Annotated in this window: 1 protein-coding gene; it reads right to left on the bottom strand. The window is 70.8% G+C overall.

The features are described 5' to 3' along the window. Window positions 1–14 precede the first annotated feature (14 nt). Window positions 15–19,871, bottom strand: coding sequence for an SDR family NAD(P)-dependent oxidoreductase (locus LNK82_RS14870; protein WP_372470491.1), 19,857 nt, complete (start codon window positions 19,869–19,871; stop codon window positions 15–17). Window positions 19,872–19,888 lie beyond the last annotated feature (17 nt).

Genomic DNA, 19,888 nt, shown 5'->3' with positions numbered 1-19,888 from the left:
CCGGTCATTCCCGTTCACGCTCCCTGAGTCGCGTCGTCGAGGTCGATGCCCTCGAACGCCATGCTGATGAGGCTTTCCGTGTCCATCTCGTCGATCGAGTCGGCGGCCGTCCCCTGACCGGCCTGGACCTGCCGATCGCCCGCCCCGCCCAGTTCGAGCAGGCTGTCGAGCAGCCCCGCGTCGCGCAGCCGGGTGAGCGGGATGGCTTGCAGGATGCGGCGGACCTGCTCTTCGTGCGCCCGCGCCTCGTCGCCGGCCCCGGGCGCCAGCTCGGCGCGCAGGAACTCGGCCAGCGCCCGCGGCGTGGGGTAGTCGAAGACCAGCGTCGCCGGGAGCCGCATGTCCACCGCGGCGCTCAGGCCGTTGCGGAACTCGACCGCCGACAGCGAGTCGAAGCCCAGGTCGTTGAACGCCTGCTCCGGATCGATCGCCTCCGGACCCGCGTGGCCCAACGTCACGGCGGCCTGCGTCCGCACCAACTCCACCAGCACCGCGAGCCTCTCGCCGTCGTCGTCCAGGCCCGCCAGCCGGTCCCGCCACACGGACGCCGCCGCGTCACCGGTCACCCGGCGGGCACGGCGACGAACCAGGCCGCGCAGCAGCGGCGGCACGTCGTCCCCACCGGCGCCGGAGAGGGTCAACCCGATCGGCACGAGCGCCGGGAGGTCGAGCGACACGGCGGTGTCGAGCAGCGCCAGGCCGTCCTCGGTCGACAGGGCCTGCACGCCGGACCGCCGCATCCGCTGGACGTCGGCTTGGCCGGTCATGCCGGAGTCGTCGGCCCAGAGGCCCCAGGCCAACGAGTGCGCGACCTGGCCGTTGGCCCGGCGATGCGCCGCCAACGCGTCCAGGTAGGCGTTGCCCGCCGCGTAGCTGCCCTGGCCGGGGTTGCCGAAGACACCGGCGGCCGAGGAGAACAGCACGAACGCCGAGACGTCGCCGACCACCTCGTGCAGGTTCCACGCCGCGTCGACCTTCGGGCGCAGCACCCCGTCCACCCGTTCGGGCGTCAACGAGGCGATCACCCCGTCGTCGAGGACACCCGCGACGTGCACCACGCCGTCCACCGGGTAGGCGGCCACCAGCTCGGCCAGGGCCTCCCGGTCGGCCACGTCGCAGGCCACCAGTTCCGCCTTGGCCCCTGCCTCCGCCAACTCGGCCACGAGGTCGTGCGCGCCCGGTGCGTCCAGGCCGCGCCGACTCGTCAACAACAGCTCGGTGACACCGTGCGCGGTCACGAGGTGCCGTGCGACCACCCGGCCGAGGGAACCCGTCGCGCCCGTCACCAGGACACGACCCGAGAACGCCTCGCCGTCCGTCTCCGACCCACGGGCAACCCGCGCCAGCCGGGCGGCGTGCATGACGCCCTCGCGGACGACCACCTGCGGCTCACCGGTGCCGAAGACGGCGGCGGTGTCGAGTTCGGCGTCGGTGTCCACCAGGACGATCCGGCCGGGGTTCTCCGACTGAGCGGACCGCACCAGGCCCCAGACGGCCGCACCGGCGAGGTCCGTGACCTCGCCGAACGGCACGGCACCCCGCGTCACCACGACCAACGACGAGCCGTCACCCCGCGCCAGCCAGTCCTGCACCTCGGCCAGCACCCGTGACACCTCGGCCCGCACACCCGCCGGGTCCGCACCCGGCGCGCCGGCCTCCAGCACGACGGCGTCCACCGACACCGGAGACGTCGACACCGGCGACCACTCCAGCCGGAACAGCGACTCGTACGTTCCCGCACCGGCCGCGAGCTGTTCGGCCGACACGGGCCGCATCGCCAGCGTGCCGACCCGGGCGACCGGCACACCGGCGCCGTCCGCGACCAGCAGCGTGACCGCACCCTCGCCCACCGGGGCCAACCGCACCCGCAACCGCGACGCACCGGCCGCGAACAACGACACCCCGGACCAGGAGAACGGCAGCATCGCGGGCGGCGCGGTCCCGCTGTCGTCGCCGTCACCGGCCGCCAGCCTCAGCGCGTGCAGCGAGGAGTCGAGCAGCGCCGGGTGCAGCCCGAACCGCGCGGCGTCCGCGGCGTCCGGCAACGCGACCTCGGCGTACACGTCGTCCCCGACCTTCCAGGCCGCCTTGAGCCCCTGGAACACCGGCCCGTAGCCGTAGCCCTGATCGGCCAGCTGCTCGTACGCGCCGTCGAGGTCGACCGGTTGGCCGCCGGCGGGCGGCCACTGCGCCAGGTCGAACGTCGGCGTGACGTCCTCCTCGGCCAGCTCGCCGACCGCGTGCAGCACCCACGGCACGTCGGTCCCTTCGGCCCGCGAGTACACCGACACGGCACGCCGTCCGCCGTCCGGCGCGTCCACCACGACCTGCAACGCCACCCCGCCGTCCGTCGGCAGGACCAGCGGCGCGGTCAGCGTCATCTCCTCCAGCACGCCACAACCGACGTGGTCACCGGCCCGCACGGCGAGTTCCACGAAGGCCGTGCCGGGCAGCAGCACCGTGCCGTGCACTTCGTGGTCGGCCAACCACGGCTGGCGGTCCACGCCGAGCCGCCCCGTCAGCACCACGCGCTCGGAGTCGGGCGACTCGACCACCGCACCCAGCAGCGGGTGCTCGGACACCTCCAGCCCGGCCGACTTCACGTTGCCGATCTCGTCGGCGATCCACGACTCGGCCAGGTAGTCCATCGTGTCCAGCCAGTACCGCTCGCGCTGGAACGCGTAGGTCGGCAGGTCCACCTTCCGGGCGTTGCTGCCCGTGAAGAACGCGGACCAGTCGACCGTCCCGCCGGCGGTGTGCAGCCGACCCAGGCCTGAGACCAGGGTGACCGCTTCGTCACGTCCCCTGCGCTGCAACGCGATGCCGTCGTCGACCAGCGCGCTGAGCACACCGTCGGGGCCGATCTCCGCGAACCGGCCGACGCCTTCGTTCCGCAGTTGCGTCACGGCGTCGTGGAAGCGCACCGCGTCGCGCACGTGCCTCACCCAGTACTCGGGATCGGTGACGTCACCGGTCGTGGCGATCGGGATGGTCGGTGCCCGGAAGGTCAGTTCCCGCACCACCGCGCGGAAATCGTCCAACATCGGGTCCATAAGGGTGGAGTGGAACGCGTGCGACACCGAAAGCCGCTTCGACCGCTCGAACTGCGCCGCGACCGCCAACACCTCGGCCTCGACCCCGGAGACGACCACGGAATCCGGCCCGTTCACCGCAGCGATCCCCACGCCGTCAGTCAGCAACGGCAGCACGTCCGCCTCGGCGGCCTTGATCGCCACCATCGCCCCACCCTCGGGCAACGCCTGCATCAAACCCGCACGCGCCGACACCAACCGACACGCATCAGGCAAGGACAGCACACCGGCGACGTGGGCAGCCGCGATCTCACCGATCGAATGACCCGCAAGCCGATCCGACCGAACACCCCACGACTCCAACAACCGGAACAACGCAACCTCGAAAGCGAACAACGCAGGCTGCGTGAACTCAGTGCGATCCAACCGTTCCGAGTCCTCACCCCACATCACGTCCCGCAACACCGGGTCGAAGCCCGCCAGCACCTCCGTGAACGCACCCGCGAACACCGGGAACGCCGCCGACAACTCACGCCCCATGCCCAACCGCTGCGAACCCTGACCCGTGAACAAGAACGCGGTCTCACCACCGGATCGCGCCACCACCGGCAGCACGTCAGCCAGGCCACGCACCAACTCGTCACGATCCCGACCGACCACCACCGCCCGGTACTCGAACACCGAACGACCAGCCAACGACACCGCAACATCGACCGGCCGGACGTCAGCGTCGATGGACGACAACAGCCGCGCGGCCTGAGCACGCACCGCCTCAGCCGACCGGCCCGACAACACCCACGGCACCACCGGCAGCTCGACACCGGTTTCGACCGCGTCCACCGCCACCGGTTCCTCGATGATCACGTGTGCGTTCGTGCCGCTGATCCCGAACGACGAGATGCCCGCCCGGCGCGGATGCCCGTTCGACGGCCACTCCCGCGCCTCGGTCAGCAACCGCACATTGCCCGCCGCCCAGTCCACGTGCGGGGACGGCTCGTCGACGTGCAGCGTCTTCGGCATCACACCGTGCTGGATCGCCTCGACCATCTTGATGATCCCGGCGACACCGGCCGCGGCCTGCGTGTGACCGATGTTCGACTTGATCGAACCCAACCACAGCGGAGCGTCCTCGGCCCGGTCCTGGCCGTAGGTCGCCAACAACGCCTGCGCCTCGATCGGGTCACCCAACGTCGTGCCGGTGCCGTGCGCCTCGACCAGGTCGACGTCAGCGGTCGTCAGACCGGCGTTCGCCAGGGCCTGCCGGATCACCCGGCGCTGGGACGGGCCGTTCGGGGCCGTGAAGCCGTTCGACGCGCCGTCCTGGTTGATCGCCGTGCCACGAACGACCGCCAACACCCGGTGGCCGTTGCGGCGCGCGTCCGACAACCGCTCCACCAGCAGCACGCCGACGCCCTCGGCCCAGGCGGTGCCGTCCGCCGCGCCCGCGAACGACTTGCACCGACCGTCCGGCGACAACCCGCGCTGACGGCTGAACTCCACGAACACCTCCGGCGTCGCCATCACGGCCACACCACCGACGAGGGCGAGCGAAGACTCACCGGACCTCAGCGCTTGGACGGCCCAGTGCAGCGCCACCAGCGACGACGAGCACGCCGTGTCCACCGTGACCGCGGGACCTTCCAGCCCCAGGGTGTAAGCGACACGGCCGGAGGCGACCGCGCCCGTGCTGTTGTTGGCCGGGTAGTCGTGGTACATCATCCCGGCGAACACACCGGTATCACTGCCCCGCAACGACACCGGGTCGATCCCCGCCCGCTCGATCGCCTCCCACGACGCCTCCAACAGCAAACGCTGCTGCGGGTCCATCACCAACGCCTCGTTCGGGCTGATCCCGAAGAACGCCGGGTCGAACTCCGCCGCCCCGTACAGGAAGCCACCTTCACGGGTGTACGACTTGCCCACGACGCCGGGCTCAGGGTCGTACACGCCATCGACGTCCCAACCACGATCCGTCGGGAACCCGCCGACAGCGTCCACACCGTCCGCCACCAACCGCCACAGCTCCTCCGGCGACGACACACCGCCCGGGTAGCGGCAGGCCATGCCGACGATCGCGATCGGCTCGTCCGTCACCGACGTCGTCGCCACGACCGCCCGCGCCCGCTCACCCGTGCCGGACATCTCGCCGAGCAGGTGTTCCGCCAGCGCGAGCGGCGTCGGGTAGTCGAAGACCAGGGTCGCCGGCAGCACCATGTCCACCGCGGCGCTCAGGCCGTTGCGGAACTCGACCGCCGACAGCGAGTCGAACCCGAGGTCGTTGAACGCCTGCTCCGGATCGATCGCCTCCGGACCCGCGTGGCCCAACGTGGAGGCCGCCTGCGTCCGCACCAACTCCACCAACACCGCAAGCCGCTGCTCCTGCGCCAACCCCGCCAACCGCTCACGCCACACCGACGAACCACCGGCCACTCGGCGAGCACGGCGACGAACCAGGCCCCGCAGCAACGGGGGAACGTCGTCACCGGCGCCGGACAGGTCGAGGTCGATCACCACCAGCGCGGGCGCGTCCACCCCGGTTCCGGCGTCGAACAACGCCAGACCGCGTTCCGCGGACAGCGGGAGCACACCGGTGCGCCGGATGCGCTCGACCTCCGCCGCGCCGCCCATGCCGGTCTCGTCGGCCCACAGGCCCCAGGCCAGCGACTGCGCCGCCAACCCGTTGGCCTGGCGGTGGACCGCCAACGCGTCCAGGTACGCGTTGCCCGCCGCGTAACTGGCCTGACCGGGGTTGCCGAACACGCCCGCGGCCGAGGAGAACAGCACGAACGCCGACACATCGCCCACGAGTTCGTGCAGGTTCCAGGCGGCGTCCACCTTCGGGCGCAACACCCCGTCCACCCGCTCGGGTGTCAACGAGGCGATCACACCGTCGTCGAGGACACCCGCGACGTGCACCACGCCGTCGACCGGACGTTCGGCCAACAGTCCAGCGAGCGCCTCCCGGTCTGCCACGTCGCAGGCCACCAACTCGACCTCAGCCCCTGCTTCGGTGAGCTCCGCGACCAACTCCGCCGCCCCCGGCGCGTCCGACCCGCGCCGACTCGTCAACACCAAGTCGGTCACGCCGTGCGTGGCGACCAGGTGCCGGGCCACCAGCCGACCGAGGGAACCCGTCGCACCCGTCACCAGGACACGACCCGACAACCGCACCTCGGATCGAGCTTCCGCCACTCGCGCCAACCGGGCCCCGTGCATCACACCGTCACGCACGACGACCTGCGGCTCGCCGGTCCCGAGGACGGCGGCCGGGTCGAGTTCGCCATCGGTGTCCACCAGGACGATCCGACCCGGGTTCTCCGACTGAGCGGACCGCACCAAACCCCAGACCGCCGCACCGGCGAGATCCGTGATCTCGCCGAACGCCACGGCACCCCGCGTCACCACGACCAACGACGAGCCATCGCCCCGCGCCAACCAGTCCTGCACCTCGGCCAGCACCCGTGACACCTCGACCCGCACACCCGCCGCGTCCGCACCCGGCGCGCCGGCCTCCAGCACCACGGCCTCCGTCGACACCGGGGACGTCGAGACCGGGGACCACTCCACCCGGAACAACGATTCCGCGGACGACGAGGCCAGCTGATCCGCCGACACCGGGCGCAACGCCAACGACTCCACCGACGCGACCGGCGCACCGTCGGCGTCCGCGAGCTGCAACGTCACAGCGCCCTCACCGGCCGGGCTGATCCGGACGCGCACCCGACTGGCCGCGACGGCGTGCAGCGTGACCCCGGACCAGGAGAACGGGAGCATGGTCCGCCCGTCGGTCCGACCGGCGAGACCGATCGCGTGCAGGCACGAGTCCAGCAGCGCGGGGTGCATCCCGAAAGCCGAGCCGTCCACGTCGTCCGGCAGGGCCACGTCGGCGAAGACGTCGTCGCCGTGCCGCCAGGCGGACTTCAGCCCTCGGAACACCGGCCCGTAGTTCAGGCCCGCGTCGGCCAATGCGTCGTAGAGGCCGGCGACGTCCACCGGCTCCGCACCGACCGGCGGCCACTGCCCCAGGTCGAACGCGGGAGCCTGGGTCCTGGCCGAGAGCACGCCTTCCGCGTGCAGCGCCCAGGGTGCGTCCGTGCCGCCGGCCCTCGAGTACACCGACACCGCGCGCCGCCCGGTGCCGTCCGGCGCGTCCACGACCACCTGCAACGCCACCCCGCCGGTCGCCGGCAGCACCAACGGCGCGGTCAGCATCAGCTCTTCGAGCGTGCCGCACCCCACCTCGTCGCCCGCTTCGACGGCGAGCTCCACGAACGCCGTCCCGGGCAGCAGCACGTTGCCGAACACGTCGTGATCAGCCAGCCACGGCAGCGCGTCGACCGACAGCCTGCCGGTCAGCACCACACCGTCGGACGCGGGCGACGGCAGGACCGCCGAGAGCATCGGGTGCTCGACCTGACCGAGGCCCATGGACGCCGCGTCACCGCCCGACCGCTGCTCACGCAGCCAGTACCGCTCGCGCTGGAACGCGTAGGTCGGCACGTCGACCTGCCGCCCGCGGCCGTTGAAGAACGCCCGCCAGTCGACCGCTCCACCCGTCGTGAAGAACCGCCCGACAGCGGACACCAACGTCAGGGCCTCATCACGGTCCCTGCGCTGCAAGGCGATGCCGTCGTCCACCAGCGCGCTGAGCACACCGTCCGGCCCGACCTCGACGAACCGCGCCACGCCCTCGCCCTGCAACCGCGTCACGGCGTCGTGGAACCGCACCGCCTCCCGGACGTGCCGCACCCAGTACTCGGGATCGGTCACATCACCAACCGTCGCGATCGGGATCTTCGGCTCCCGGAAGCTCAACTCCCCCACGACAGCCCGGAAGTCGTCCAACATCGGGTCCATCAACACCGAGTGGAACGCGTGCGACACCGAAAGCCGCTTCGACCGCTCAAACCGAGCCGCGACCGCCAACACCTCGACCTCGACACCGGAAACCACCACGGAATCCGGCCCGTTGACGGCCGCGATGCTCACACCGGCCGTCAGCAACGGCAGCACCTCGGCCTCAGCGGCCTTGACCGCCACCATCGCCCCGCCCTCGGGCAACGCCTGCATCAGGCTCGCCCGAGCCGACACCAACCGACACGCGTCCGGCAACGACAGGACCCCGGCCACATGAGCCGCCGCGATCTCGCCGATCGAGTGGCCGGCCAGGAAGTCCGGCCGAACCCCCCACGACTCCAACAACCGGTACAGCGCAACCTCGAACGCGAACAACGCAGGCTGCGTGAACTCCGTGCGGTCCAACCGCTCCGCGTCCTCGCCCCACACCACATCCCGCAGCTCGGGAGCAAAACCGGCCAACGTCTCGCTGAACGCACCCGCGAACACCGGGAACCCCGCCGACAACTCGCGTCCCATGCCGACGCGCTGCGAACCCTGACCCGTGAACACAAAGGCCGTCGAACCCGCAGACCGCGCCACCACCGGCACGGCCTCGGACAACCCGCGCAGCAACTCGTCCCGGTCCCGGCCGACCACCACGGCCCGGTGCTCGAACACCGAACGACCAGCCAACGACGCCGCAACATCCACGGGCCGGACATCCGAGGCAATGAACGACGCCAACCGCACAGCCTGAGCACGCACCGCCTCAGCCGAACGACCGGTCAACACCCACGGCACCACCGGCAAGTCGTCGCCCGCAGGCTCCCGGCGATCGTCACGCCCCTGCTCGATGATCACGTGCGCGTTCGTGCCGCTGATCCCGAACGACGAGATACCCGCCCGACGCGGCCGACCTTCGACAGCCCAGTCCTGCGCCTCGGTCAACAACCGCACATTGCCCGCCGACCAGTCCACGTGCGGGGACGGCTCGTCCACGTGCAAGGTCGGCGGCATCACGCCGTGCCGCATCGCCATGACCATCTTGATGATCCCGGCAACACCAGCCGCAGCCTGCGTGTGACCGATGTTCGACTTGATCGACCCCAACCACAACGGCACATCACGATCACGCCCATACGTCTCCAACAACGCCTGAGCCTCGATCGGATCACCCAACGTCGTACCGGTGCCGTGCGCCTCCACCGCATCCACATCACCAGCCGCCAAACCCGCATTCGCCAACGCCTGCCGGATCACCCGACGCTGAGACGGACCATTCGGAGCGGTGAAGCCATTCGACGCGCCATCCTGGTTGATCGCCGTGCCACGAACGACCGCCAACACCCGGTGGCCGTTGCGCCGGGCGTCCGACAACCGCTCCACCAGCAGCATCCCGACGCCTTCACCCCACCCGGTGCCGTCCGCCGAACCGGCGAACGACCTGCACCGGCCATCCGCCGACAGCCCGCGCTGCCGGCTGAACTCCACGAACGTGTCCGCGGTCGCCATGACGGTCACGCCGCCGGCCAGGGCCAGCGAGCACTCGCCCGACCGCAGCGCCTGGCTCGCCAAGTGCAACGCCACCAACGACGACGAACACGCCGTGTCCACCGTGACCGCGGGCCCTTCCAGCCCCAGGGTGTAAGCGACGCGACCGGAGGCCATCGCACCGGTGTTGTTGTTCGCTTCGTAGTCGTGGTACATCATCCCGGCGAACACACCGGTATCACTGCCCCGCAAGGAAACCGGGTCGATACCGGCCCGCTCGAACGCCTCCCACGACGCCTCCAGCAACAACCGCTGCTGCGGGTCCATCACCAAGGCCTCATTCGGGCTGATCCCGAAGAACGCCGGGTCGAACTCCGCCGCCCCGTAGAGGAAGCCACCTTCACGCGTGTAGCTGGTGTCCTGCCGCTGACCGGTCGGGTCGAACAGCCGCTCGACGTCCCACCCGCGATCGGTCGGGAACTCGCCGATGGCGTCGACACCGTCGGCGACGAGCCGCCACAGGTCCTCGGGCGTGGTGACACCGCCGGGGTAACGGCACGCCATGCCGACGATCGCGATCGGCTCGTCCGTCACGGAAGTCGTCGCCACGACCGCCCGCGACCGCTCACCCTCGCCGGTGACCTCGCCGAGCAAGTACTCGGCCAACGCGAACGGCGTCGGGTAGTCGAACGCGAGCGTCGCCGACAGCCGCATGTCCAGCGCCGTGCTCAGGCCGTTGCGGAACTCCACCGCCGACAGCGAGTCGAAGCCCAAGTCGTTGAACGCCTGCTCCGGATCGATCGCCTCCGGACCCGCGTGACCCAGGGTCGCCGCCGCCTGGGTCCGCACCAACTCCACCAACACCGCAAGCCGCTGATCCTCAGCCAACCCCGCCAACCGCTCACGCCACACCGACGAACCACCGGACGCCGCCGCACGCCGCGCCGGGCGGCGCAGCAACCCGTGGAGCATGTGCGGCACATCGGCCGCGGTCGCGCCGGACATGTCGACGTGGATCGGCACCAGAGCCGGCAGGTCGAGCGACAGTGACGTGTCGAGCAGCGCCAGCCCTTCGGCGGACGACAGCGCGAGCACACCGGTCCGCCGCATCCGCTGCACGTCGGCTTCGCTCAGCTCGCCACCCATGCCCGCTTCGTCAGCCCACAGGCCCCAGGCCAGCGAGTGCGCCGCCAACCCGTTCGACCGCCGATACTCCGCCAACCCATCCAGATACGCATTCGCCGCCGCATAGTTGCCCTGACCCGGCGCACCCAACACACCCGACGCCGACGAGAACAACACAAACGCCGACACATCACCCACGAGTTCGTGCAAGTTCCAGGCAGCGTCCACCTTCGGACGCAGGACCCCATCGACCCGATCAGGCGTCAACGACCCGATCACACCGTCGTCCAACACACCCGCAACGTGCACCACGCCATCGACCGGACGCCCGGCCAACAACCGGGCGAGCGCCTCCCGATCAGCGACGTCGCAAGCCACCAACTCGACCTCGGCACCAGTCTCAGCCAACTCCGCGACCAACTCGTGAGCCCCCGGCGCATCCAAACCACGCCGACTCGTCAACACCAAGTCCGTCACACCATGCACAGCGACCAAGTGCCGAGCCACCAACCGACCCAACGAACCCGTCGCACCCGTCACCAACACCCGACCCGAGAACCGCACCTCAGACCCGGTCTCGGTCACCCGCACCAACCGGGCCCCGTGCATCACGCCATCTCGCACGACAACCTGCGGCTCACCGGTCCCGAGAACGGCAGCCGGGTCGAGTTCACCGTCGGTGTCCACCAGGACGATCCGACCGGGGTTCTCCGACTGCGCCGACCGCACCAAACCCCACACGGCTGCACCAGCGAGATCGGTGACTTCACCGAACGCCACCGCACCCCGCGTCACCACGACCAACGACGAGCCGTCACCACGCGCCAACCAGTCCTGCACCTCACCCAGGACCCGCGACACCTCGGCCCGCACACCCGCCGCGTCAACACCCGGTACACCGGCCTCCAGCACGACAGCGTCCACCGACACCGGGGACGTCGACACCGGGGACCACTCCACCCGGAACAACGACTCCGCAGACGACGAAACCAACTGACCGGTCGACACCGGGCGCATCGCGAGTTCACGCACCGACGCGACCGGGTTGCCGTCAGCGTCCGCGACGAGCAGCGCCACCGCACCCTCGCCCACCGGCGACAACCGCACCCGCACCCGCGACGCCCCGGCCGCGAACAACGACACCCCGGACCAGGTGAACGGCAACATGGCCTGCTCACCCAACGCCCCGGTGAACGAGGAGGCGTGCAAGCACGCGTCCAGCAACGCCGGGTGCACCCCGAAAGCCGAGCCGTCGACCTCGTCGGGCAACGCCACCTCGGCGAACACGTCGTCACCCAGCCGCCACGCCGACCTCAGCCCCTGGAACACCGGCCCGTACTCCAAGCCCGCCCCGGCCAGCACGTCGTAGTGCTCGGCGACGTCCACCGGCTCCGCGCCCGCCGGCGGCCACTGCCGCAGGTCGAACCCCGCGACCGGCGTCCCCGCCGACAACACGCCCTCCGCGTGCAGGACCCAGGGCAGGTCGTCCCCGCGCTCCGGCCGCGAGTGGACGGTCACCGTGCGTCGACCGGTCCGATCGGGCGCGCCCGCGATCACGCGCAGCTGAACGCCCTGGTTCCGGTCCTCGGCGGGCAGCACGAGCGGCGCGGTGAGCACCAGCTCGTCGAGCGTGCCGCAGCCGACCTCGTCACCGGCCCGGATCGCCAACTCCGCGAACCCGGTGCCGGGGAAGACGACCGCGCCGCCGACGGCGTGATCGGCCAGCCACGGCTGAGCCCGCACCGACAGCCTGCCGGTGAGCACCGCGCCATCGGTGTCCGGCGCCACCACGACCGCCCCGAGCAACGGGTGCTCCGGCACGTCCAGGCCGGCGGACACGACGTCGCCCGCGCCGAGGGTCGCACCCGCCCACGCCTCACGCCAGTAGTCGAGCGAGTCGATCCAGTACCGCTCGCGCTGGAACGCGTAGGTCGGCAGCTCGACCCGCCGCCCACGACCGCCGAAGAACGACGGCCAGTCGACGGACCCACCGGTGGCGTACCACTGGCCGAGCCGCTTGACCAGCGTCAGCGCTTCATCATGCCCCTTGCGCTGCAACGGAACCGCTCCATCGACCAGCGCGCTCAGCACACCGTCGGGCCCGACCTCCAGGAACCGCGCCACACCCTCGCCCTGCAACCGGACCACGACATCGTGGAACCGCACCGCATCCCGAACGTGCCGCACCCAGTACTCCGGGTCCGTGACATCACCCGACGCGACGATCGGGATGATCGGCTCACGGAAGGTCAACTCCCGCACCACCGCCCGGAAGTCGTCCGACATCGGGTCCATCAACACCGAGTGGAACGCGTGCGACACCGAAAGCCGCTTCGACCGCTCGAACTTCGAGGCCACCTCCAGCACCTCGGCCTCGACACCCGACACCACCACCGAATCCGGCCCGTTGACCGCCGCGATACCCACACCATCAGTGAGCAACGGCAACACGTCAGCCTCGGTGGCCTTGATCGCCACCATCGCCCCGCCCTCCGGCAACGCCTGCATCAAACCCGCACGCGCCGACACCAACCGGCACGCATCAGGCAGGGACAGCACACCGGCGACGTGGGCAGCCGCGATCTCACCGATCGAGTGGCCCGCAAGCCGATCCGGCCGAACACCCCACGACTCCAACAACCGGAACAACGCAACCTCGAACGCGAACAACGCAGGCTGCGTGAACTCAGTGCGATCCAACCGTTCCGAGTCCTCACCCCACACCACATCACGCAACACCGGGTCGAACCCGGCCAACACCTCGTCGAACACCCGCGCGAACACCGGGAACACGGCCGACAACCCACGACCCATCCCCAACCGCTGCGAACCCTGACCCGTGAACAAGAACGCCGTCTCACCACCAGCCCGAGCCACCACCGGCACCACGTCAGCCAGACCACGCACCAACTCGTCACGATCCCGACCGACCACCACCGACCGGTACTCGAACACCGAACGACCCGCCAACGACACCGCGACATCCACGGGCCGAATGCCTGCGTCCACGAACGACGCCAATCGGGCAGCCTGAGCACGCACCGCCTCAGCCGAACGACCGGTCAACACCCACGGCACCACCGGCAGGCCCGCACCGACCTCGTCGACCGACTCCGCCGCCACTCCTTCGACGATCACGTGCGCGTTCGTGCCGCTGATCCCGAACGACGAGATGCCCGCCCGGCGCGGCCGACCCTCAGCAGCCCACTCCCGGGCCTCGGTCAACAACCGCACGTTCCCCGCCGACCAGTCCACGTGCGGAGACGGCTCGTCCACGTGCAAGGTCGGCGGCATCACGCCGTGCCGCATCGCCATGACCATCTTGATGATCCCGGCGACACCGGCCGCAGCCTGGGTGTGGCCGATGTTCGACTTGATCGACCCCAACCACAACGGGGCGTCCCGATCACGGCCATACGTCTCCAACAACGCCTGCGCCTCGATCGGGTCGCCCAACGTCGTGCCCGTCCCGTGGGCCTCCACCGCATCCACGTCGGCAGTCGTCAGACCCGCGTTCGCCAGCGCCTGCCGGATCACCCGGCGCTGAGACGGACCGTTGGGCGCGGTCAGACCGTTGGACGCGCCGTCCTGGTTCACCGCCGTGCCGCGGACCACGGCCAACACCGGGTGGCCGTTGCGCCGCGCGTCGGACAGCCGCTCCACCAGCAGCATCCCGACGCCCTCGCCCCAGGACGTCCCGTTGTTCGTGGCCGCGAACGACCTGCACCGACCGTCCGGCGACAGCCCGCGCTGACGGCTGAACTCCACGAACACCTCGGGTGTCGCCATCACGGCCACGCCACCGACGAGCGCCAGCGAGCACTCACCGGACCGCAGCGCCTGGCTCGCCAAGTGCAACGCCACCAACGACGACGAGCACGCCGTGTCCACCGTCACCGCAGGCCCTTCGAGCCCGAACACGTACGACACCCGCCCGGACGCGATGGCTCCGGTGCTGCTGTTGGCCGCGTAGTCGTGGTACATCATCCCGGCGAACACACCGGTGTCACTGCCCCGCAACGACACCGGGTCGATCCCCGCCCGCTCGAACGCCTCCCACGACGCCTCCAGCAACAACCGCTGCTGCGGATCCATGATCACGGCTTCGTTGGGGCTGATCCCGAAGAACGCCGGGTCGAACTCGTCGGCGTCGTGCAGGAACCCGCCCTCACGGGTGTAGCTGGTGTTGGGCCGCTCGCCGGTGGGGTCGTAGAGCCGCTCGACGTCCCAGCCCCGGTTGGTCGGGAACGGCGACACCGCGTCCACGCCGTCCGCGACCAGCCGCCACAGGTCCTCGGGCGACGACACGCCACCGGGGTAGCGGCAGGCCATCCCGACGATGGCGATCGGCTCGTCGGTGACGGTCGTCGTCGCGACCGCGGCCGCGTCGTCACCGAGCCCGGACACCTCGGCGACCAGGTGCCGCGCAAGCGCTTGCGGGGTGGGGTGGTCGAACACCAGGGTCGCGGGCAGCCGCACGCCGACCGCCGTGCTCAGGCCGTTGCGGAACTCCACCGCCGACAGCGAGTCGAAGCCCAGGTCGTTGAACGCCCGCTCCGGGTCGACCGCCGCCGCGGACGTGAACCCGAGCACGGACACGACCTGGTTCAGCACCAGGTCGAGGAACGCGGCCTCCCACTCGTCCTCGGGCAGCGCGGCGAGCACCCGGCGCAACTGGGCGGGCTCGGTCCCCGTACCGGCCCGACGCCGCCGCGCCACCTTCACCAAGCCGCGGAACAGCTCGGGCATCAGCTCACCGCGTGCCCGGATCGCGCCCAGGTCGAACGACGCGGGGATCACCGCGGCCTCACCCGTGCCGATCGCGGCGTCGAGGAGCGCGAGCCCTTGCTCGGCGGCCAGTGGCAACACCCCGGCACCGACCACCCGGGACCGGTCGGTGTCCGTCAGCCGGCCGGACATCCCGGTGTCCTCAGCGGCCCACAGGCCCCAGGCCAGCGACTGCGCCGTCAACCCGTTCGCACGCCGATACTCCGCCAACGCGTCCAGATACGCATTCGCCGCCGCATAGTTGCCCTGACCCGGCGCACCCAACACACCCGACGCCGACGAGAACAACACAAACGCCGACACATCACCCACGAGTTCGTGCAGGTTCCAGGCGGCGTCGACCTTCGGACGCAGGACCCCATCGACCCGGTCAGGCGTCAACGACCCGATCACACCGTCGTCCAACACACCCGCAACGTGGACCACACCATCGACCGGACGCCCGGCCAGCAGCCCGGCCAACGCTTCCCTGTCGGCCACATCGCAGGCCACCAGTTCGACCTCGGCCCCTGCCTCAGCCAACTCCGTCACCAACTCGTGAGCCCCCGGCGCATCCAAACCACGCCGACTCGTCAACACCAGATCAGTCACACCATGCACAGCGACCAAGTGCCGAGCCACCAACCGACCCAACGAGCCCGTCGCACCCGTCACCAACACCCGACCCGAGAACCGCACCTCAGACCCGGCCCCCACCACCCGCGCCAACCTGGCCGCGAACAACGCCCCGTCACGCACGACCAGCTGCGGCTCACCGGCCCCGAGCACCACGGCCGGGTCCACCTCCCCATCGGTGTCCACCAGGACGATCCGACCCGGGTTCTCCGACTGCGCCGACCGCACCAAACCCCACACCGCCGCACCAGCAAGATCCGTGACTTCACCAAACGCCACCGCACCACGCGTCACCACGACCAACGACGAGCCATCACCCCGCGCCAACCAGCCCTGCACCTCAGCCAGAACCCGCGACACCTCAGCCCGCACCCCAACAGGGTCCGCACCCGCCGCACCAGCCTCCAAAACCACGACATCCGCCGACACCGGAGACGCCGACACCGGGGACCACTCCACCCGGAACAACGACTCGAACGTCCCGGCCGCAGCGGCCCCGACCTGCTTCACGTCCACCGGCCGCAGCACCAACGACGCCACCGACGCGACCGGCGCTCCACCGGCATCCGCCACGTCCAGCGCCACCGCACCCTCGCCCACCGGCGACAACCGCACCCGCACCCGCGACGCCCCGGCCGCGAACAACGACACCCCGGACCACGAGAACGGCAGCACCGCGCGCTCACCGAACAACCCGGTGAACGACCCGACGTGCAGGCACGCGTCCAGCAGCGCGGGGTGCAGCCCGAACGACCCGCCGTCCACCCCGTCGGGCAGAGCGACCTCGGCGAACACGTCGTCACCCAGCCGCCACGCCGACCTCAGCCCCTGGAACACCGGCCCGTACGCCAGGCCGGCCTCCGTGAAGTGCGGGTACGCCCCGGCCACGTCCACGGGTTCGGCGCCGACCGGGGGCCACTCGCTCAACGACTCGCCGTCACCGCTCGCACCGGCGCGCAGGAGCCCGGTGGCGTGGTGGGTCCACCGCACGTCGGCGGGCGCGTCCTGCGGGCGCGCGTAGACGTCCACGGAACGGCTCGAGGACTCCCCCACCGCGCCGACCACGACCCGCACCTGCGCGCCGCCGCGCTCGGGCAGCACCAGCGGCGCGGTGAGCGTCAACTCCTCGACCACGCCGCACCCGACCTGGTCACCCGCGCGGATCGCCAGCTCCACGAAACCCGTGCCGGGGAACACGATCGAGCCGCCGACGACGTGATCGGCCAGCCACGGCTGCGCCGAAGCGGACAGCCGCCCGGTCAGCACCACGCCATCGGAGTCCGCGAGCACGACGACCGCACCCAGCAACGGGTGATCGGCCGCGTCGAGGCCCGCCGAGGAGAGGTCGCCGAAGCCCGGCTTCACGTCGAGCCAGTACCGCTCGCCCTGGAACGCGTAGGTCGGCAGGTCCACCCGCGTGCCGCGACCGTCGAAGAACGCCCGCCAGTCGACCGCGCCACCCGTGCCGTGGAACCGGCCGAGGCCCGCCACCAGCGTGACGGCTTCGTCGCGTCCCTTGCGCTGCAACGCGATCGCGCCCTCGACCAGCGCGCTCAACACACCGTCGGGCCCAACCTCGACGAACCTCGTGACACCTGCACCCTGCAACTGCGTCACCGCATCGTGAAAGCGCACAGCGTCCCGCACGTGCCGCACCCAGTACTCCGGATCCGTCACATCACCGGCCGTCGCGATCGGGATCTCCGGTGCCTGGAAACTCAACTCCCGCACCACCGCACGGAAATCGTCCAACATCGGATCCATGAGGACGGAGTGGAACGCGTGCGACACCGACAACCGCTTCGACCGCTCAAACCGAGCCGCGACCGCCAACACCTCGACCTCGACCCCGGAAACCACCACCGAATCCGGCCCATTCACCGCCGCGATCCCCACGCCGCCGGTCAACAACGGCAACACGTCGGCTTCACTGGCCTTGATCGCCACCATCGCCCCGCCCTCGGGCAACGCCTGCATCAAACCCGCACGCGCCGACACCAACCGGCAGGCGTCAGGGAGCGACAACACCCCGGCCACGTGAGCCGCAGCAATCTCACCGATCGAATGACCCGCAAGCCGATCCGGCCGAACACCCCACGACTCCAACAACCGGAACAACGCCACCTCGAACGCGAACAACGCAGGCTGCGTGAACTCCGTCCGCTCCAACCGTTCCGAGTCCTCACCCCACACCACATCACGCAACACCGGGTCGAACCCGGCCAACACCTCGTCGAACACCCGCGCGAACACCGGGAACACGGCCGACAACCCACGACCCATCCCCAACCGCTGCGAACCCTGACCCGTGAACAAGAACGCCGTCTCACCACCAGCCCGAGCCACCACCGGCACGACCTCGGCCAGACCGCGCACCAACTCGTCACGATCCCGACCGACCACCACCGCCCGGTGGGTCAACGGCGCGCGGCCCGTGGCCAGCGAGAAGGCGACATCCGTCGGTCGGGCCGCCGGGTTGTCCGACCACCACGCACGGAGCCGCTCGGCCTGCGCGGCGAGCGACGACGCGTCGTTCCCCGACACCAGCAGCGGCACGACCGGCAGCTCGGCCGTCGCGACCTCGGCCTCCTCCTCCGGCGCCTGCTCGATGATCACGTGCGCGTTCGTGCCACTGATCCCGAACGACGACACACCGGCCCGACGCGGGCGACCCTCGACCGACCACTCCCGCGCCTCGGTCAACAACCGCACGTCGCCCGCGGACCAGTCCACGTGCGGCGACGGCTCGTCCACGTGCAGGGTCCGGGGCATCACGCCGTGCCGGATCGCCTCGACCATCTTGATCACACCGGCGACACCGGCGGCGGCCTGCGTGTGACCGATGTTCGACTTGATCGACCCCAACCACAACGGCACATCACGATCACGCCCGTACGTCTCCAACAACGCCTGGGCCTCGATCGGGTCACCCAGGGTGGTGCCGGTGCCGTGACCCTCGACCACGTCGACATCCGCGGCGGACAGCCGGGCGTTGGCCAGGGCCTGCCGGATCACCTGGCGCTGGGACGGGCCGTTCGGGGCGGTCAGGCCGTTGGACGCGCCGTCCTGGTTCACCGCCGTGCCGCGCAGCACGGCCAGCACGGGGTGGCCGTTGCGCCGCGCGTCGGACAGCTTCTCCAGCAGCAGCACGCCGACGCCCTCGCCCCAGCCGGTGCCGTCGGCCGCGCCCGCGAACGACTTGCACCGGCCGTCGCGCGACAGGCCGCCCTGCTTGCTGAACGCGACGAACGCGCCGGGCGTCGACATCACCATCACGCCGCCCGCCAGCGCCATCGAGCACTCGCCGGACCGCAGCGCCTGGCTCGCCACGTGCATCGCGACCAGCGACGACGAGCACGCGGTGTCCACCGTGACGGCGGGCCCTTCCAGGCCGAGGGCGTAGGCGACCCGGCCGGAGATCACCGCGCCGACGCTGGCCGTGCCCAGGTAGGCCTCGGCGAGTTCCGGTGAGCCGTCGAGCAGCGCCGAGTAGTCCTGCAACCCGGACCCGACGAACACGCCGACCGGTGCGCCGCGCACCTCCTCCGGGTTGATGCCGGCCCGTTCGAACGCCTCCCAGGACGCGTGCAGCATGAGCCGCTGCTGGGGGTCGGTGACGAGGGCCTCGCGCGGGCTCATGCCGAAGAAGCCGGGGTCGAAGTGGCCGGCGTCGGGCACGAAACCACCGACGTGGACGTAGCTCGCGCCGGTGCCGTCGGTCGTGCCGCCCACCAGCTCGTCCAGGTCCCAGCCGCGGTCGGCCGGGAACGGGGTGAGCGCGTCGACGCCGTCGTCGACCAGCCGCCACAGGTCCTCCGGCGACGACACGCCGCCGGGATAGCGGCAGGCCATGGCCACGATCGCGATGGGCTCCGGCTCGGCGCTCTCGACTTCCCGCAACCTCCGCTTGGTCTGGTGCAGGTCGGCGGTGACGCGCTTGAGGTACTCCAGGAGCTTGTCGTCGTTAGCCATCGTGTTCACGGCGTCCTTTGATTTCG

Source organism: Saccharothrix luteola (genome assembly GCF_020859565.1).
GTDB classification, from domain to species: domain Bacteria; phylum Actinomycetota; class Actinomycetes; order Mycobacteriales; family Pseudonocardiaceae; genus Actinosynnema; species Actinosynnema luteola.
Note: the sequence above shows the minus strand (reverse complement) of the source record. Positions and strands in the feature narration are given on the sequence as shown.